Genomic DNA, 18,291 nt, shown 5'->3' on the forward strand with positions numbered 1-18,291 from the left:
GCGCCCGTCCGAACTCGCGGCCTGCGGCCGCTCAGACAGCGGACGGGCTTCATCGGCGGCCGGGGCCGATTCGCGAGGCGCCGCACACGGGAGGGAAAGGCCAAACCGTTGGTCTACGAGCGGGCTTGCTCTTGCGTGCCGGCCTGCTTGGCTGAGCCTTTGTGTTCGGCCAGCAAGCTGGCCGAACACCTGTCACCCGAAGCGAAGCGAGGCGTGGCGTCTGTTCCCTGCCGTGTGCGGCGCCTCGCGTGCTGAGGCAAAGAGCGGAAAAGAGGGCCCCCTGTCTGAGGATCGCCTTAAGGCGATCCGAGTTGGGGCCCGGCCGCTCTTTGCCTCAGCACGCGAGGAGTCTTTGAGCCGCACCCGGCGCGCCTTCTTTGCCTACTTTCTTGGCAAGACAAGAAAGTAGGTCGGCTCCCCGCAGGGGAGTCGAAACAGGCTGTTGCCTCGCAAACCGACAACGCCAGAACCCACACGACAAGCGTCAAGTTACGACGGTTGGCCGGCTCCCCGCAGGGGGAGTCGAAACAGGCCGTTGTCTCGCACACCGACACCGCCCGAAGACAAGCACCAAACACCAAGCACCAAACACCAAACACCAAACACCAATTCACCTCGATCCCCCAATACCGCCTGCCAGCCACCGCCCCCCGGCAAGCACCCCCAGATCTTTCCCAGCAACACCCAATAAATCGCCATGAACACCAACATCCTCTCCCTAGTCTCCCTCAACCTCGGCCCCGCCACCGCCGAACGCCTGGCCGCGCTGGTCGCCACCCCCGCCGGCCTGCCGGCAGGCGAACCCGGCCGCCCGGCCCGCGCCGAGATCGCCCACGCGCTGAACCTGGTGCTGTTCTCCGGCATCCTGGAGCGCGTGCCGACCGGCAAGGCCTACACCGAGGACGTCGCCGCCGCCGGCGGCAAGGTGGTGTTCGACCATGGCGCGATCCGCACCGTGCGCTGGGCCGACAACGGCGCGCTGCCCGGCGGCGAGGCAGCCTTCACGCGCATCCTGCGTCCGCTCGGCTACCGCCTGAACGGCACCTATCCGCTCGACCGCATCGGCATGACCGGCCGTTCGTACGCGCATGAGGATGCGCCCGAGGAGATCGCACAGTTCTTCGTCAGCGAGTTCCATCCGGAGCGCTTCAGCGAGGGCTTCCAGCAGGCGGTGAGCCGCGTCGTCGGTGCTTCGGCCGATCCGCTGACGCCGCGCGCGCAGTCGCTGTTGTGGGAGCTGGAGCGCGACGGCGCGCTGCCGCAGGCGGAGGCGGCCGACCTGATCGGCGTGCTGGCGCGCTGCTTCGAGCGCCAGCATGGCGCCCCGCGCCTGGAGGACTACGAGCGCCTGTTGCAGGAGTCGGCCGAGATGGCGTGGATCGCCACCGAAGGCAATGCCTTCAACCATGCCACCGACCGCGTCGAGGACGTGTTCGCGCTGTCGGAGCAGCAGAAGGCGATCGGCCGCCCGATGAAGGAGAAGGTCGAGGTGTCGCGCAGCGGCCGTGTCAAGCAGACCGCCTTCCGCGCCGATCCGGTGCAGCGTGCCTTCGTCGGCGCCGATGGCGCCGAGGTGCGGCGCGAGGTGCCGGGCTCGTTCTACGAGTTCATCACGCGCGACACCTTCGTCGACGAGGCGCAGGCGGTGACCCGTACCGACCTCGGCTTCGATGCCGGCAATGCGCAAGGCATCTTCAAGATGACCGCCGCGGCCTGCTGAGCGCGCCTTCCCGATTGCCCCCGATCGCCCCGAAACTGCGAGAAAGCGCCATGAACACTGCCTATCCCTTCGTCCCCGCGCTGCGTGAACCGGAGGGTTCGCCGATCCGCGAGCTGTTCAAGTACCTGTCGGATCCGCAGATGATCTCCTTCGCCGGCGGCTACCCGTCGGCGGCGTTGTTCGATGCGCCGGGCATCGGCGCGGCGTCGGCGCAGGTGCTGGCGCAGCGGCCGGCCGAGTGCCTGCAGTACGGCGCCACCGAAGGCGCGCCGGCGCTGCGGCGCGCGCTGACGGCCTTGATGGCCGAGCGTGGCGCCACGGTGGCGCCGGAGGAACTGCTGGTGACGACCGGCTCGCAGCAGGGCTTCGACTTCCTGGTCAAGGCCCTGGTCGAGCCGGGCAGCCTAGTGCTGGTGGAGGAGCCGACCTACTCGGCGACGCTGCAGGCGCTGCGGCTGGCCGGCGCCGCGCTGCGCGGCATCCCGGCCGACCACGAGGGCATCGACGTGGAGGCGCTGGAGGCGGTGCTGGAGGCCGCCGCGGCAGCCGGCGAGCGGCCGCGCCTGCTGTATGTGGTGCCGACCTTCGCCAACCCGACCGGCGCCACGCTGTCGCTGCCGCGCCGCCTGCGCCTGCTGGAGCTGGTGGCGCGCCACCAGGTGGTGCTGGTCGAGGACGATCCCTACGGCGCGCTGAGTTTCGACGGCGCGCCGCCGCCGTCGCTGCTGTCGCTGTGCGCGCAGGTGCCGGCCGCGCGGCCGTGGGTGGTGCACCTGGCCAGCCTGTCGAAGACGCTGGCGCCCGGGCTGCGGCTGGGCTGGCTGGCGGGGCCGGCGGAGATCGTGCGGCGCGCCGTGATAGCCAAGCAGGTGTCGGACCTGTGCACGCCGCCCTGGCTGCAGCTGACGGCGGCGCAGTACCTGGACGACGGCCGCCTGCCGGCGCAGGTGGCGCGCGAGGTGGCGGCCTACCGCGACAAGCGCGACCGCCTGGCGGACGCGCTGCGCCAGGCCTTCGGCGCGCGCATCCGCTTCGCGCTGCCGGCCGGCGGCATGTTCCTGTGGGCGGCGGTCGACGGCATCGAGGACGCGGCGGCGCTGCTGCCGCACGCCATCGCCGAGAAGGTGCTGTTCGTGCCCGGCGCGGGCTTCTATGCCGAGCGGCGCCCGCGCGCGGCCTTCCGCTTGTCGTTCGCCGGTGCCGACCCGGCGCAGATCGGCGAGGGCGTGGCGCGGCTGGCGCGCGCGGTGGCGCAGGCTGCGCCACCCCATATGCGCTGAACGGATAAGGGCGAGCGATTTCATTCGTTGTCGGAGCATCGCCCCGTCTTTAGAGTGCAAGGCTTGAACGGTCGTGCGCGTGGGACATGTCCCGGCGCGCACGCCTCCCCCCGTTTCCGAGCCTGCCATGACGACTGCATTCCAGACCGCGCCGCGCGCCGCCCGGCCTGAGCCGGCCCCCGCCGCGACTGCCACCGCCACCGCCACCACCGGGGCTGCCGTCCCCGTCGAGATCCGTCCCTTCGACGCGCCGCTGGGCGCCGAGGTGATCGGCCTGGACCTGTCCGCGCCGCTCGGCGACGCGGAGTTCGCGCGCATCCACCGTGCCCACCTCGACCATCATGTGGTGGTGTTTCGTGACCAGCGCATCACGCCCGCGCAGCAGGTGGCCTTCAGCCGCCGCTTCGGTCCGCTGCAGATCCACGTGCTGCACCAGTTCCAGTTGCCGGGACACGAGGAGATCCTGGTCGTCTCGAACGTGATCGAGAACGGCCGGCCGATCGGCCTGGGCGACGCCGGACACTTCTGGCACTCCGACCTCTCGTACAAGGAAAAGCCCAGCCTGGGTTCGCTGCTGCACGCGCAGGAGCTGCCCGCCGAAGGCGGCGACACCCTGTTCGCCAACATGCACCTGGCCTGGGACACGCTGCCCGCCCACCTGCGCCAGGCGGTGGAAGGCCGCAAGGCCGAGCACACCTACCTGGCCAAGTACGCCGAGCTGCAGCGGCGCAGCCCGTGGCGCCCCAATCTGAGCCCCGAACAGATCGCGCAGGTGCGCCCGGTGCTGCAGCCGGTGGTGCGCACCCATCCGGAGACCGGCCGCAAGGCGCTCTTCGTCAGCGAGCACTTCACCACCCGCATCGAGGGCCTGCCCGAGGACGAGAGCCGCGACCTGCTGGAGCAGCTGTTCGCGCACAGCACCCGGCCCGAGCATATCTACCGCCACCGCTGGCAGCCGCACGACCTGCTGTTCTGGGACAACCGTTCGCTGCTGCACCTCGCCGCCGGCTGTCCGGACGCGCAGCGCCGGGTGATGTACCGCACCACCATCGAAGGCGACCTGCCGGCCTGACGCCTGCCTGTCCGCCGCACGGGATGCGCCCGGGGTCCGGGTGCCCCGGCCCCATGTACTGCTGCCTGCGCGTCGCCGCACGCTGCCTGTCGCGCCACCTGCCACGCCGCCTGCCGCGCGGCGCGGCCCGGTGCCGCCCCGACTGATTCCGCCCAGAGACTTCCGGAGCCGCCATGCCTGCCTTTTCCTTCCGTTTCCTGTCCCGCCGCCGCGCCGTCGCCATGACCCTGGCCGCGGCGCTGGCCTTGCCCGGTGCCGCCATGGCCGAGGGCCGCCTGCGCATCGCCGAGCAGTTCGGCGTGGTCTACCTGCTGCTCAACGTGGCGCGCGACCAGCAATTGATCGAAAAGCACGGCAAGCAGCAGGGCGTCGACATCAAGGTCGAGTGGACCCAGCTGTCGGGTGGCGCCGCCGTCAACGACGCGCTGCTGTCGGGCGCCATCGACATCGCCGGCGCGGGCGTGGGGCCGCTGCTGACACTGTGGGACCGCACCCACGGCAGGCAGAACGTCAAGGGCGTGGCTTCGCTGGGCAACTTCCCCTATTACCTGGTCAGCAACAATGCCAAGGTCAAGAGCATCGCCGACTTCACCGACAAGGACCGCATCGCCCTGCCGGCGGTGACCGTGTCGGTGCAGTCGCGCGTGCTGCAGCTGGCCGCAGCCAAGCAGTGGGGCGACAAGGAATACAACCGCCTCGACAAGTGGACCGTGGCGGTGCCGCACCCGGACGCCGCCGCCGCCATCATTGCCGGCGGTACCGAGATCACCGGGCACTTCGGCAACCCGCCGTTCCAGGAGCAGGAGCTGGCCGGCAATCCGAACGCGCGCATCGTGCTGAATTCCTATGATGTGCTCGGCGGCCCTAGCTCGGCCACCGTGCTCTACGCCACCGAGAAGTTCCGCCAGGACAACCCCAAGACCTACCGGGCCTTCGTCGACGCGCTGGCCGAGGCGGCGAAGTTCGCCACCGCCAATCCGGAGGGCGCGGCCGACATCTACCTGCGCGCCAGCAAGTCGAAGACCGACCGCGCGCTGCTGGTCAAGCTGCTGAAGAACCCGCAGGTGCAGTTCAAGGTGGCGCCGCAGAACACCTTCGTGCTGGCCGACTTCATGCATCGCGTGGGGGCCATCCGCAACCGGCCGCAGTCGTGGCAGGACTACTTCTTCGCGGATCCCGCCACCGCGCAGGGGAGCTGAGATGGGCGCGCCGCAATCGTTGCGCGTGGTCGCGCCGGCGCCGCTGCTGCAGGTCGACGGCGTCTCGCTGGAGTACCGCACGCGGCAGCGCGTGGTGCGCGCCACCCACCAGGTCAGCTTCGACGTGCACGCGGCCGATCGCTTCGTGCTGCTGGGCCCTTCGGGCTGCGGCAAGTCGACGCTGCTGAAGGCGGTGGCCGGCTTCGTCGCGCCCAGCGAGGGCGAGATCCGCCTCGAAGGCCGGCGCGTGGCCGCGCCGGGCCCCGACCGCGTGGTGGTGTTCCAGGAGTTCGACCAGTTGCCGCCGTGGAAGACCGTGCGGCAGAACATCATGTTCCCGCTGCGCCAGGCACGTGGCATGTCGCGCGCGCAAGCCTCGGAATGCGCGCTGCACTATCTCGACAAGGTCGGCCTGGCCGGCTTCGCCGATGCCTATCCGCACACCCTGTCGGGCGGCATGAAGCAGCGCGTGGCGATCGCGCGGGCGCTGGCGATGCGGCCCAAGGTGCTGCTGATGGACGAACCCTTCGCCGCCCTCGACGCACTGACCCGGCGCCGCATGCAGGAGGAGTTGCTGGCGCTGTGGGAGGATGCCGCCTTCACGCTGCTGTTCGTCACGCATTCCATCGAGGAGGCGCTGGTGGTGGGTAACCGCATCCTGCTGCTGTCGCCGCATCCGGGGCGCGTGCGCGCCGAGCTCAACAGCCACCAGTTCGACCTGGCCAGCCAGGGCGGCGCCGAGTTCCAGGCGACCGCGCAGCGCATCCACCGGCTGCTGTTCGAAACCGGGACGGCGGGCGGGGCCGAGGGCACCACCGCCAGCGCCAGGACCGCGCAGGCGCGCTGAGCGCCGCGCGCGGCATCACGGCGGGTCGCGCACCGCCGCGCAGGGCCGGGATGGTACCGGCCGCAACAGGATCTCATCATGTCTTTCCCATCCCCCGGCGCGGTGTCCGCCGCGCCCCCGGTCCGCCCCGAGTACGAGCGGACCCTCGCACCTTTCACCGCGGCGCCGCTGGCACGCCCGCTCGCCTGGCACCGCCGCCTGTGGCAACAGGGCTGGCTGCGCAAGACGCTGATCCTGGTGGTGCTGGCCTGCCTGTGGGAAGTGCTGGCGCGCGTGCAGGACAACGAGCTGCTGTTGCCGACCTTCAGCGCCACCGCGCGCGCCTTCCTCGACGGCATGGCCAGCGGTGAGCTGCCGGCCAAGGCCGCGGTATCGCTGGCGGTGCTGCTGCAGGGCTACCTGGCCGGCATCCTGCTGGCCTTCGCGCTGACCACGCTGGCGGTGTCCACCGAGATCGGGCGCGACCTGCTGGAAACGCTGACGGCGATGTTCAACCCGCTGCCGGCCATCGCGCTGCTGCCGCTGGCGCTGCTGTGGTTCGGGCTGGGCTCCAGGAGCCTGGTCTTCGTGCTGATCCACTCGGTGCTGTGGCCGCTGTCGCTCAATACCTACGCCGGCTTCCGCGGCGTGCCGGAGACCCTGCGCATGGCGGGCCGCAACTATGGCCTGCGCGGCCTGCGCTACGTGCTGCACATCCTGGTGCCGGCGGCGCTGCCCGCCATCCTGTCGGGGCTGAAGATCGGCTGGGCCTTCGCCTGGCGCACGCTGATCGCCGCCGAACTGGTGTTCGGCGCCTCGTCGGGGCAGGGCGGGCTGGGCTGGTTCATCTTCCAGAACCGCAACGAGCTTTACACGGACCGCGTGTTCGCCGGTCTTGCGCTGGTGATCCTGATCGGCCTGCTGGTCGAGAACCTGGTGTTCCGCACGCTGGAGCGCCTGACGGTCGGGCGCTGGGGCATGCAGCACTGAGGACCCGCCGGCGGGACGGCGCGCCGGTCCCGCGGGCAGAGCCGGGCTGGCCTGCACCCGCCGTGCGGCAGCTTGCGGGACGCCGCCGGGCAGGCTAAGGTAGCGCGGCGCCGGTCCCGGCCGCTGGCCGCGCGGCGCCGTTGCCAGCCAACCACCCGCCAACTTCCTCTCCTCCTGCCGCCATGTCCAGCATCCACCACGCCGCCGCCCAGGGCTTCGCCAGCCAGGCCGATACCTATGCACGGGGCCGTCCCGACTATCCCGCCGCGCTCGACGGCTGGCTGCGCACGCAGCTCGGCCTCGGGCCGGGCAAGACCGTCGCCGACGTCGGCGCGGGCACCGGCAAGTTCAGCCGCCTGCTGGCGCGTACCGGCGCCCATGTGATCGCCGTCGAGCCGGTGGCCGCCATGCGCGCCCAGCTGGTGGCGGCGGTACCGTCGGCCGAGGCGCGCGAGGGCACCGCCGAGGCGCTGCCGCTGGCCGACGCCAGCGTCGACGCGGTGGTATGCGCCCAGGCCTTCCACTGGTTCGCCAACCCGGCCGCGGTGGCCGAGTTCCGCCGCGTGCTGCGCCCCGGCGGCAAGCTGGGCCTGGTGTGGAACGTGCGCGACGAAGCGGTCGACTGGGTGGCGCGCCTGACCGCCATCATGACCCCGCACGAGGGGGACGCGCCGCGCTTCTACAAGGGCGACTGGAAGCGCGTCTTCCCGGCCGAGGGCTTCGGGCCGCTGGAACTGTCCAGCCTGCCCTACGAGCACGTCGGGCCGCCGCAGCAGGTCATCGTCGACCGCGTGATGTCGGTGAGCTTCATCGCCTCGCTGCCGCCGGCCGGGCAGGACGCGGTGCGCGCGCAGCTCGAGGCGGTGATCGCCACCTCGCCCGAACTGGCCGGGCGCGAGACCGTCGCCTTCCCCTACCGGACCGAGGCCTACTGCTGCACGCGGCTGGACTGAGGCCGGCGTGGCGGACAGCATTCCCGTCCGCCCGTTCCTGTGCGGGGGTTCCCAAGATTCAGCCGGATCAGCGGATGGCCGGGGATACGATCCGGGCGTGGTCGTGTGTCGTCCGCTTCTCTTCCTGGGCTAGAATTGCGGACAATTCGTCATGCGGATTGCGTGGGGGCCGAGCAACGGAGGGCCTGCAACGGTGGATCATCTCGCCTCTTGCAAGATGCATGCGCAAAATGCATGCGGCCGGCATGCCGCCACAGGGAGGAATGAAGTCCCGGTGAGAGGCAGTCGCTTCGTTGTGAAGATGTTCGATGGCGGGAACGATGAAACTGACGCGCAGGAAGGTCGTGCTTGGCGCGGCCGCCCTCGTAGTGGCCACCGGGGCGGTGGTGCAATGGGTCTGGCATCCATTCGGCGGGCGGCCCTGGAGGGGGCAGGCCCATCAGGTGGCGTTGGATTTCGCTGCGCCGGACGCGCTGATCGACAGCGAAAGCCTGTCCCGCCTGCCGCGCGACATGTTGCGCGTGCCCTTGCTGCGCGACGTGCTGAGCGAGGACTTCGTCAACTACTACGAAGACAACGAGGGGCGGCTGTCGGTAGCCGGGGCGCTGCGGCGCATTGCCTTCGAACATGATCTCGACTGGACCGAGGCGCTGCTCCAGCGCGTGTTCGACGAACCCGCGCGGGTGATGCTGTGGCGCGGGCCGGATGGCACGCTGCGCTACTGGGCGCTGGCCATGCAGCGCAACGGCCTGGCCAAGGTGCTGCAGGCGCTGGCGACGGTGGCGCCGGGCGACAGCCAGCTCAGCCGCGTCGGCGAGGTGGGCGGCGCGCCGCTGTATGCGCTGCGCCTGAATGCCGCGCGCAGCCTGCTGGTGGCGGGCAAGGGCGAGCGCCTGGTAGTGCTGTCCGAGGCCGGCATGCTGCTGGACGCGGAAAGCCAGCCGATCGGCGCCCGCGCGGGCGCCGTGGCAGCCTGGCTGGGCGACGATGCCGGGGCGCGCGAGACGCCCGCGCGCACCTTCGCGCTGGAGCCAGCCGGGGCGCGCTTCTCCGGGCACCGGCTGGTGGTCGGCACGAACTACCTGTCCTTCGGCTACCAGACCTTCTTTCCGGCCATCGAGGCCCTGCGCTTCGATTTCCCGGGCGGCGCGGACAACAAGCCGGGCGGCAGGGCCGACTGGCATAGCGCGGCGCTGGTCGATGGCGCCAGGCTGCCGGAGCGCTGGAACACGGCGGCGCTGTGGCAGGCGCTGCCGGCCGACCCCGCTGCCTGTGCGACCTTGCCGGTCGATTGGCCGGCGGCAGGCAAGATGCTGCAGGCCATCGGCGGTGAGGCGGGGCTGGCTGCGCAGCGCGGCGAGGAGAACCAGGAAAAAGGGCTGGCTACGCGGATAGGCGAGGCATTCTCGGGGCCGGCGGCGGTCTGCTGGTACGGCAAGTCGGGCCTTGCGGCGCCGCTGTTCGCGGCACGCCTGAAGTCGCCGCAGGCGGCCGCCGCGCTGCGCCCGTTGCTGGGTGCGCTGTTCGCGCAAGTCATCGGTGCCCACGAACCCAAGGCCGACGGCGGCGACGGCACTTACCGGCGGCTGCCGGTGCAGCATCGCGAAGAGGCCGGCGCCAGCGTGTGGACCCGCCCGGTCAGCTCACCCTACGGCACACAACGCACCAAGGGATCCCCCTTTGCCACCCAGCTCGCGGCCGGCGCCTACTTTCCCGTGACGCTCGCACTGGCCGGCGATACCGTGCTGTTCTCTCCCGATGCAACCCTGGTCGAGGATGCGCTGGCGGTGGCGGCCAAGCGCTTCCCGGCGGCCGCCGACAGCATGCCGCGCGAACTGCTGGCACGTACCGTGCTGGGATTCACGCCATCGACGCTGGCGTCGCTGGCGCGCCGCGAGGCGACCGACGCGCTGCCCGCCGAGCAGGAGGCCGTGTTCCTGAACGCGGCGCGCGCGCACCTGTTTCCCAAGCTCAAGATGCTTTCGGCCTATCCGGCCGTATCGCTGGTGCTGCCGGACGGCCTGCCCGCGCAGCGCGGCTGGGTGCCGGTGGCGTGGCGGCAGGCCGGCCCGTCGCCGGCCGGGGCCGCCGCGCCGGGCGGGCCGCCGGGTCAGGAAGGCGAGCAGTGATCGGCCGGCGCCGCATCGTGCTGGCGGCACTGGCCGCGGGCCTCCCGCTGGCCGGCACCGCACCGGCCCTGGCCTTGTCGGCGCCGGTGGCGGATGCCGCCAGCGTGGACGACCTGGACCCGGCGCAGTCGGCCGCCTTCCGTGCCTGGTTCGTGCGCATCGTCGATGAGCAATTGCGCCAGGGCCCGACGCCGCGCTGGTACCAGCGCGATTGCGCGGGCCTGGTGCGCTTCGCCGTAGGCGAGGCGCTCAAGGTGCACGATGCGCGCTGGCTGCGCGCCAACGGCATGCAGGATGGTGCCGCGGCGCGTCGCCTGCCGCCGGAACTGAGCCTGAGCCCGGCGCAGCGCGCGCTCGGCCAGCGCTGGACGCGCGCCGACGGCAGTACCGGCGCCTATGCCTCGGCGCTCGCGCTGGTGCAGGGCAACAGCCGCTTCGTGGCGCGTAGCGTCAACCAGGCGCAGCCGGGCGACCTGCTCTTCTTCGACCAGGGCGACGAGCAGCACCTGATGATCTGGATGGGCCGGTACGTGGCCTATCACACCGGCACGGTGACGCCGTCGGACAATGGCCTGCGCGCCGTCACCCTTGCACGCCTGATGGAGTGGAGCGATTCGCGCTGGCAGCCCCAGGATGCCAATCCCAACTTCATCGGCGTATTCCGATTCGCCTTCTTGTCGAGGTAAGCGACGATGCCAGTCGTGAAGCTCCGCACGCGTGCACCGCTAGAGCGCACCGATTCCGCCCGCACGGGTGCCTTTGCCACGGCTGCCCGTGCCTGGGCCCGATTCGCCTGCCTGCTGCTGATGCTGTCGGTGGCGGCGGGCGGCCCGTCAGCCTTTGCCGCCGGCGGCGCCACGCTGGAGACCGTGCCGTCGAGCAACTACACGGCGCTGCGCGGTCAGTCCTTCTTCCTGTTGTCCGATGCCAGCTTCGGCAGCGACCAGGTGGCGCAGGTGCGCCTGGAGGCGCCGGGCCGCGAGTACAAGGCTGAGCTGCAGCAATACGGTGGCGCGGACATCCTGGTCTACCGCGTGGAGAATCCGCTCGCCTTCCTGAAGGCGCAGAAGAACCTGCACCGCCTCGACGTCAAGGCCGATTACCGCGGCGAAGGCATGGCCAACACGCTGTCCTACCTGTGGGACAACTGGTACAAGAAGGCGCGGCGCGCCTGGCAGCGCGTGCTGTCCTTCGCCACGCGCAGCCAGGCGGTGGAAGACGCGCCGCAGTTCAGCATGGGCGACCAGATCGCCCAGCCGACCCGCTTCGAGAGCAACCCGCAGTTCGCGCCGCTCAAGGGATACCCGCTGGTGTCGCGCTTCCGCTATCCGATCTGGGATGCCAAGGAGATCGAGCCGCCCAAGGGTGCCAGGCTGGAGGGCAGCAGCAGCGAGTTCCTGCCGCGCGACGCCGGCAATGTGATGGTGCCGCTGGGCAGGCTCAAGCCCGGACTGTACATCGTCGAGGGCATCATCGGCAGCTACCGCGCGCATACCCTGCTGTTCATTTCCGACACCGTGGCCGTCATCAAGAGCACGGCCGGCGGCATGCTGGTGTGGGCCGCCGATCGCCGCAGCGGACGCCCGGTGGCCGGTGCCAGCGTGGCCTGGTCCGATGGCCTGGGCGTACTGCAGAGCGCCGGCACGGGGGCCGACGGCATCGCCGAGCTCAAGCACGCCAGTCCCGAACGCAGCTACCTGCTGGGCCAGGACGCCGATGGCGGCGTTTTCATCTCGGAGAGTTTTTACTACGACAGCGAGATCTACAACACCAAGCTGTACGCCTTCACCGACCGGCCGCTGTATCGCCCGGGCGACGAGGTGCGTGTCAAGTTCATGGGGCGCGATTTCCGCAGCGCGAACGAGTCGGCGCCGGCCGCGGCCGGCGACATCAAGCTGGCGGTGCTAGATCCCAACGGCGCCCCGATCGCCACGCTCGGCGCCCGCCTGACCGGCGACGGCGGTGCCGATGTGCGCTTCGCCCTGCCCGACAATGCGCTGGCCGGCGGCTATACGCTGCGCTTCGACTACGGCGGCAATACCTATGGCGGCGCCTTCCGCGTGGCCGAGTACATCAAGCCGCATTTCGACATCAACCTGGCACTGGACAAGGCTGACTACGCCACCGGCGAGACGGTCAGGGGCAAGATCCAGCTGCGCTATCCCGATGGCAAGCCCGTCAAGGCGGCGCGCTTGTCTGTCACGCTGCGCGCGCAGCAGGTGACCATGGTCGAGGGCGAACTGCGCTATGCCGGCATGTTCCCGCTCAAGCTGGAACAGCAGGAACTGGTCACCGACGGCAGCGGCAACGCCGCGCTGACCCTGCCGCCGGCCAAGGACCCGAGCCGCTATGTCTTGACGGTGTTCGCCAACGACGGCGCGGCTTATCGCGTCAAGGTCACGCGCGAACTGCTGATCGCACGCGGCGCCACGCCTTACAAGCTCACTGCGCCGGCCAACTTCACCAATGCCGGACAGAGCGTGACCTTCGAACTGGCGGCCCTGGCAGCCTCGACCGGGGCGGCGCAGGGACCGGCCCAGGCGCCGGCCCAGGTGCCGGCCCAGGTGCCGGCCAAATGGGAACTGCTGCGGCTGGAGTCGCGCAGCCGCACCGAGGGCAAGCTGGGGGCCGCTGCCAATGGCGTGCTGTCCTTCCCCGTGCGCTTCGAACAGCCGGGCTCCTACACGCTCTCCGTCAAGGATGCCGCGGGCAACCTGCTGGCCGCGGCCAGCCACTGGGTGGCCGGCGACGGCCTGCAGACCGTGCCCGGGAATATCGAGATCGTGTTCGACCGCGACCGCTACAACGTCGGCGATACCGCCGAGGCGCTGGTGACCTTCCCGTTGCCGGTGGAGGATGCGCTGCTGACGCTGGAGCGCGACCGCGTCGAGCGCCGCGGCCTGCTGTCCAAGGGCGGCGACTGGCTCTCGCTGCAGAAGGTCACGGACCGGCAGTGGCGCGCCCGCATCCAGGTGGGCAGGGACTTCAGCCCGAACATGACCTTCTCGGTGCTGTACGTGAAGGACGGCGACTACGTGTTCCAGAATGCGGGCATCGCGGTGGCTCAGCCCGCCATCGCGCTGACCGTCAAGAGCGACAAGGCGGTCTACGCCCCGGGCGAGACCGTCACGCTGGACCTCGGCAGCGCCTTCGACGGCAAGCCGGTGCCGGCCAACCTGACCGTCAGCGTGGTCGATGAGATGGTCTATGTGCTGCAGCCCGAGATCGCGCCCAGCATCGTGGACTTCTTCTACCATCCGCGCCGCAACAATGTGCGCACCACCTCGAGCCTCAATTTCATCGGCTACGATCTGGCCGCGTCAGGCCTGTCCGGGGCAGGAGGTCCCGAGCGCGGCCGCTACAACGAACGCGGCGTCAAGGTGCTGGAACGCCCGCGCCGCGATGAACAGGACACCGCGGCCTGGGTGGCCGATCTGCGCACCGATGCCAGCGGCCGCGCGCGCGTGACCTTCACCATGCCGGACTCGCTGACGCGCTGGCGCATCACCGTGCGCGCGATGGCGGGCGATGGCATGGTCGGCCAGCGCACGGCGAGCATCCGCTCGGACAAGGATCTCTACCTCAAGTGGACCGGCCCGCGGCACTACCGCGGCGAGGATGCGCCCCGCATCGACATGGTCGTGTTCAACCAGGGCGCCCGGGACGCCGTCGCCGATCTCGTGGTGACGGGCGCGGGCCTCAACCTCAGCCAGGGTGTCACGCTCAAGCGCGGTGCCAATTACCTGCGCCTGCCGGTGGCCGGCGGCGCCCTGCGGGGCGGCGTGATCAGCGCCGAGCTGAAGCAGCAGGGCCGTACAGTGGACCGCCTGCAGACCACGCTGCGGGTCGAGCCGAGCGGCTGGCTGTCGCCGCGCGAACTGGTGCTGCCGCTGACGGGTGCGGAGGCGGCACTGAACCTGCCGGCCGACGCCCAGGACGTGCGGCTGCGCCTGGTCGACAGTGCCGCCAGCCAGTTCGCCCGTGTCGCCGACGACCTGCTGGACTACCCCTACGGCTGCGCCGAGCAGACCGCGAGCCGGCTGATCCCGCTGGCCCTGGCCCGGCGCAGCCTGGCCGCCGCCGGTGCCGACACCGGCAACACGACGCAGGGGCTCGACGCGCTGCTGCGCACGCAGCGCCAGCGCCTGGCTTTGCTGGCCGGTGTCAACGGGCAGTTCGGCTGGTGGGGCGACCAGGTGGGCGACAGCGCGCTGCTGACCGCCTATGCCTACTATGCCGATTGGCTGGCCAGCCGCGCCGTCGGCATCAGCCTGCCTCCCGAGCACTGGAAGCGTACCTTGGACGCCTATCGGCAGGCGCACAATGAGCCGCTGCTGCATCGCATGCTGGCGCTGTGGTTCATTCACGAGATGGAACTGCCGGTGGCGACCCAGCTCGGTGGCGTGGCCGCCGAGCTAAGCCGTCCCGCCGGCGGGGCCGCTGCCGCAGTCGCGGCAGCGGGCGAGAGCCTGGTGTTCGCCGCCCCCGATTCGCCGCAGGGCCGGCGCGTGGCGACGGTGCTGGCCGCCCAGCTCTACCGGCAGATCGGCCAGCCCTTGCCCGAAGGCCTGTCCAGCGCGGCCGACGCCGCGCGCGAGGCGTTGGCGGCCGACCCGGCGCCGCTGGTGCAGAGCCTGCTGCGGATGGACGGCAAGGGTGCCGCCGCGGCGGATGTGCAGGCACTGCTGGCGCGCGCCAGTGCTGCGAGCCCCACCATCGACCGTGCCGTGGCCCTGATCTGGCTCGACAAGGCGCTGGGTGGCGGGCTGAGCCGCGGCCTGGCCGCGCAGGCCCAGGCGGTGCCGCGGCCGCCGCAAGGCGGCTGGCGGGCCGGGCGCGGCGCGCTGGGCCTGCCGGAGTGGCGCTGGACCGGCGCCCAACTTCCGGCGACCCTGTCCCTGGGCGTGCCGCAGCGTGCCGAGGCGGCCTCGCGGTCCTCCGACATCAATGCAGTGGTCTCTTATCGCAGCCGTATGGCCGAGGCGGCGAGCCTGCCCATCGGCATCGAGCGCAGGCTCTACCGCCTGGTGCCGGTGGCGGGTACCAAGGACGACAAGGAAGCGGGCGGGAGCGCACCCGGCACGGCCGGCCTGGATTTCGTGGCCAGGCCGGTCAAGGCCGGTGACAAGCTGGACAGCAATACGCTCTACGTCGACGAGATCGTGCTGACGCCGCGCCAGGGTGCGTACCGCTATGGCCTGCTCGAGGTGCCGCTGCCGCCGGGTGGCGAGGTGGAAGGCACCACCTGGGGCCTGCGTATCGACGGGCTTCCCGATCCGGAAAACAAGGCGAGCGGACTGCAGGCCTTCCAGCGCGCGACCACCTATGAGATGGGCATGCTTTCCTACCACCAGCCCGTGATTGCGCTTGAGCATCCGGCGGTGCTGCGGCAACTGGTGCGCTTCTCGTTGCCCGGCCGATTCCGCTTGCCGCCGGCGCGTTTCTTCCGCATGTACCAGCCCGAGGCCAAGGCGCTCCAGGGCGACGGCAAGACCGCGGCCTACCCGCTGACGGTGGAGTGAGGCGGCGATGGGTGTGCCTGCCACCCTCGGCGCGATGCGGCGCGCAGGCGGCGTCCTGCTGGTGCTGGCGTCAGTCATGGTGTCGGCGCTGGCACCCGGCGGCGCCGGCACGGCGGCGGCAGCGGCCGCCGCGCAACCTGGCGGGGCTGACCCGGTGCGCTTCGCCCGGTTGGCCGACGGCGAGGCCAGGCTCTACCGGCTCGGTCCCGGCGCGCCGGTGGCGACGCCCTTGCCGCCGGGCCTGCGCGCGCCGCTGGGCAGTGTGTGGAAGCTCTTCGTCTACAGCTATCTGGTGGGCACCGATGCCGCCAGCCAGGACTACACCTGCCGCGGAGGAGATCCGGAAGAGGCGTACTGCTGCGCGGCAGGCCGGCGGATCGACCGGGAGCGCGCCCTGGTGCAGTCGTGCGGACGCTATTTCGAGCCGCGCCGGCTCGGCCTGTCGGGCGCCGACTGGCGCCGCTTCTGGCAGGCGGCGGGCGCGCCCGCCTGGCTGCAGGACATGCAGGCCGTGCGCGCGGAGCGCACCGTGCCGGTGGCGGAATTGCTGGCTGCGCTGCAGGCCGTGCCGCCCGCGGCACAGCAGGCCGCCTCCGCCACGCTGGTTTCCGTGCTGACGGTGGGCCGCGGCGAAGGCACGCTGGCCAGCTATGGCAGCCTGCTGCGCGCCAAGACCTGGACCATGCCCGACCCGGCGCGCCCAGGCGCTTCCATCGGCGGCGCCGCCGGCTGGCTGGCCGATGGCAGCCCGGCCTGGCTGGGCGGGCAGGGGGGCAGCGCGGACGTGCTGCGCCGCGCCGCACCGCTGCTGCGCCCCATGCTCGCCACCGTGCCGGTGCCGGACGATGGCGCCTGCGTGCTGGTCGACATGTTCGAGCGCTATCCGCTGCGGGAGGTAACGACGGCCGTGCCGGCAGGAGGGGCGGTGCCGGCGGGGCGGCTCGATGGCAGCTTCGTGGCAGTCTTTGCCAATGGCAACAGCGTGCGGCTGCAGAGCCGCGGCGAACTGAGCCTGCTGCGGCCGCCCGGCGCACCGGCCCGGATCGTGGGCCGCTTCGGCCTGAACGACTACGTGGCGCGCGTGGTGGAGCGCGAGGGCGACACCGCCGAGCCGGAGGCGGCGCGCGCGCTGGCCGTGGCCGCGCGCAGCTACCTCGTGCAGCAGGCCACCCGCGCGCAGGGCTGTTTCCGCATCGCGGACAGCAGCCGCACGCAACGCGTGCTGCCGCATGCTCCTGCCGCCGCGGCGCGGCACGCCGCCGACCAGACCGACGGGCTGGTGCTGAGCGGCGTGGCCGTGCGCTATCACCACGATGCCGGCGGCAAGGGCCGCATGGCCTGGACCGAAGCGAAGCGCGCGGCAGTCCAGGGCCTGGCCTTCGACGCCATCCTGGCGCGCTGGTGGCCGCAGGCCACGCTGACCTCCTTCCAGAGCCCGGTGGCTGGCGATTGCCTGGAGATCGCCGGAGCGAGGCAGTGGCTGGCCGGCCGCGCGAAGCAATGGCAGGGGCGGCTGGCCGCCGAATCCGGCTACGAGACGCCGCCGCTGCCCGCCGTGTGCGCGGTGCGCGAGGGCCGGCCTTACGCCGACGCGCGCCGCAACCGGCTCTACATCCACCGGCTGGCCAGCGAGGATGACCATATCGCGCTGGCCCACGAGTACCTGCATCTCGCCTTTGCGCATCATCCGCGCGGGCAGGATGAGTCCTTTATCGAAGCCCAGGCGCGTAAGCTCGTGCGCACGCCATTCCCATGATGAGTCAGGAATCCATCGTCGCGGTGCCGTGCCGGCGCCGCTATCGCAACGCGCTGGCGCTGGCGCTGGCCTGCGCCATGGCGCCGCTGGCTGCCATGGCCGGCCCGGTCGCGGAGCTCGACGGCCCGGCGGGCGGATGGCGCCACAGCGGGCTGAGCAGCGAGCTCGAGCAGTACACGGCCGCCTACCCCAAGCCGCCGGTGGAGCGCGGCGCGCAGAAGTACCGCACGCTGATCGAAGGCCGCCTGCGCCAGGCCGGAAAGGCCGGGCGCAAGCCGGCCACGCTGGTGGTCAACGGCAATGCCATGCCCTTGTACGCCGACGAACAGGGGCGCTTCGCGCGGCCGTGGGCCTTCGGGCGCGGCTCCAACAGCGTCGAGATCGTGTCGGCGGACGGCGGGACGCGCCAGCGCTTGCAGTTCTACGAGGCCGATGCCACCAAGGTGCAGGCCAAGCTGCGTGCCGTGTTGACCTGGGACGATCCCAAGGCCGAGGTCGACCTGCATGTGATCTCGCCCGATGGCGGCCACGCCTTCTTTGCCAGTCCGCTGCTGCCCGAGGGCGGCGGTCTCGACGTGGACAGCGTGGACGGCGCAGGGCCGGAGATCTTCTCCAGCGCCGCGCCGCGCCCGGGGGTATGGCTGTTCTACGTCAATTACTGGGGCAACTTCGACGCCAGCGGCTACAACTTCGACGGCGGCGCGCACGAGCGCGACTTGATCACCGCCAGGCTGACCTTGATCTACAACGAGAACACGCTCAATGAAAAGCGGGAGACGCTGGTGATGCCGCTGCGCAAGCTAGGCGAACTGGCCCTGATGAAATCGGTGCGCCTCTGATGGCG

12 protein-coding genes are annotated in these 18,291 nt (G+C 71.2%); all 12 read left to right on the forward strand.

Translation table 11 applies throughout. From position 1 onward, the window contains the following. The first annotated feature begins 697 nt into the window (after positions 1 to 697). The 12 genes from BKK81_RS26200 to BKK81_RS26255 all read left to right on the forward strand — a co-directional run bounded on the left by BKK81_RS26200 (position 698) and on the right by BKK81_RS26255 (position 18,286). The gene (locus tag BKK81_RS26200) at positions 698 to 1,720 is read left to right on the forward strand and encodes a DUF1338 domain-containing protein (RefSeq protein ID WP_071018976.1); all 1,023 of its coding nucleotides are present in this window, start codon (positions 698 to 700) and stop codon (positions 1,718 to 1,720) included. Positions 1,721 to 1,770: 50 nt separating this feature from the next. Continuing rightward, positions 1,771 to 3,000 carry an aminotransferase-like domain-containing protein gene (locus BKK81_RS26205; protein WP_071018977.1) on the forward strand — a complete coding sequence of 410 codons (1,230 nt, stop codon included), beginning with the start codon at positions 1,771 to 1,773 and terminating at the stop codon, positions 2,998 to 3,000. A 127-nt stretch (positions 3,001 to 3,127) separates the two neighbouring features. Further along, entirely contained in the window at positions 3,128 to 4,072 is a 945-nt protein-coding gene (locus BKK81_RS26210; RefSeq protein ID WP_071018979.1) for a TauD/TfdA dioxygenase family protein, read from the forward strand. 173 nt (positions 4,073 to 4,245) lie between these two features. After that, the gene (locus BKK81_RS26215; RefSeq protein ID WP_071018981.1) at positions 4,246 to 5,271 is read left to right on the forward strand and encodes an ABC transporter substrate-binding protein; all 1,026 of its coding nucleotides are present in this window, start codon (positions 4,246 to 4,248) and stop codon (positions 5,269 to 5,271) included. A gap of 1 nt (position 5,272) precedes the next feature. After that, positions 5,273 to 6,118 (forward strand): ABC transporter ATP-binding protein, encoded by an 846-nt coding sequence (locus BKK81_RS26220; RefSeq protein WP_071018983.1) that lies wholly within the window; start codon positions 5,273 to 5,275, stop codon positions 6,116 to 6,118. 78 nt (positions 6,119 to 6,196) lie between these two features. Beyond that, complete coding sequence (locus BKK81_RS26225) at positions 6,197 to 7,087, forward strand: ABC transporter permease (protein ID WP_071018984.1); 891 nt, start codon at positions 6,197 to 6,199, stop codon at positions 7,085 to 7,087. 182 nt (positions 7,088 to 7,269) lie between these two features. Next, positions 7,270 to 8,040 carry a class I SAM-dependent methyltransferase gene (locus BKK81_RS26230; RefSeq protein WP_071018986.1) on the forward strand — a complete coding sequence of 257 codons (771 nt, stop codon included), beginning with the start codon at positions 7,270 to 7,272 and terminating at the stop codon, positions 8,038 to 8,040. 320 nt (positions 8,041 to 8,360) lie between these two features. After that, positions 8,361 to 10,169, forward strand: coding sequence for a DUF2138 domain-containing protein (locus BKK81_RS26235; RefSeq protein WP_071018988.1), 1,809 nt, complete (start codon positions 8,361 to 8,363; stop codon positions 10,167 to 10,169). Further along, positions 10,166 to 10,855 (forward strand): DUF1175 domain-containing protein, encoded by a 690-nt coding sequence (locus BKK81_RS26240; protein ID WP_071018990.1) that lies wholly within the window; start codon positions 10,166 to 10,168, stop codon positions 10,853 to 10,855. The genes BKK81_RS26235 and BKK81_RS26240 overlap by 4 nt, the downstream gene beginning before the upstream one ends. A gap of 120 nt (positions 10,856 to 10,975) precedes the next feature. Beyond that, a complete protein-coding gene (locus tag BKK81_RS26245; protein ID WP_071022369.1) occupies positions 10,976 to 15,691 on the forward strand; it encodes an alpha-2-macroglobulin family protein in 4,716 nt (1,571 codons plus the stop codon). 34 nt (positions 15,692 to 15,725) lie between these two features. Next, complete coding sequence (locus BKK81_RS26250; protein ID WP_071022372.1) at positions 15,726 to 17,447, forward strand: DUF2300 domain-containing protein; 1,722 nt, start codon at positions 15,726 to 15,728, stop codon at positions 17,445 to 17,447. Between the two features lie 77 nt (positions 17,448 to 17,524). Continuing rightward, a complete protein-coding gene (locus BKK81_RS26255; RefSeq protein WP_071022375.1) occupies positions 17,525 to 18,286 on the forward strand; it encodes a YfaP family protein in 762 nt (253 codons plus the stop codon). The last annotated feature ends 5 nt before the right edge of the window (positions 18,287 to 18,291 follow it).

Source organism: Cupriavidus sp. USMAHM13, assembly GCF_001854285.1.
GTDB lineage: Bacteria > Pseudomonadota > Gammaproteobacteria > Burkholderiales > Burkholderiaceae > Cupriavidus > Cupriavidus malaysiensis.

Coding starts and splice junctions, on each gene's coding strand:
- BKK81_RS26200 (WP_071018976.1), top strand. CDS start 698: ATGAACACCAACATCCTCTCCCTAGTCTCCCTCAACCTCGGCCCCGCC.
- BKK81_RS26205 (WP_071018977.1), top strand. CDS start 1,771: ATGAACACTGCCTATCCCTTCGTCCCCGCGCTGCGTGAACCGGAGGGT.
- BKK81_RS26210 (WP_071018979.1), top strand. CDS start 3,128: ATGACGACTGCATTCCAGACCGCGCCGCGCGCCGCCCGGCCTGAGCCG.
- BKK81_RS26215 (WP_071018981.1), top strand. CDS start 4,246: ATGCCTGCCTTTTCCTTCCGTTTCCTGTCCCGCCGCCGCGCCGTCGCC.
- BKK81_RS26220 (WP_071018983.1), top strand. CDS start 5,273: ATGGGCGCGCCGCAATCGTTGCGCGTGGTCGCGCCGGCGCCGCTGCTG.
- BKK81_RS26225 (WP_071018984.1), top strand. CDS start 6,197: ATGTCTTTCCCATCCCCCGGCGCGGTGTCCGCCGCGCCCCCGGTCCGC.
- BKK81_RS26230 (WP_071018986.1), top strand. CDS start 7,270: ATGTCCAGCATCCACCACGCCGCCGCCCAGGGCTTCGCCAGCCAGGCC.
- BKK81_RS26235 (WP_071018988.1), top strand. CDS start 8,361: ATGAAACTGACGCGCAGGAAGGTCGTGCTTGGCGCGGCCGCCCTCGTA.
- BKK81_RS26245 (WP_071022369.1), top strand. CDS start 10,976: ATGCTGTCGGTGGCGGCGGGCGGCCCGTCAGCCTTTGCCGCCGGCGGC.
- BKK81_RS26250 (WP_071022372.1), top strand. CDS start 15,726: ATGCGGCGCGCAGGCGGCGTCCTGCTGGTGCTGGCGTCAGTCATGGTG.
- BKK81_RS26255 (WP_071022375.1), top strand. CDS start 17,525: ATGGCGCCGCTGGCTGCCATGGCCGGCCCGGTCGCGGAGCTCGACGGC.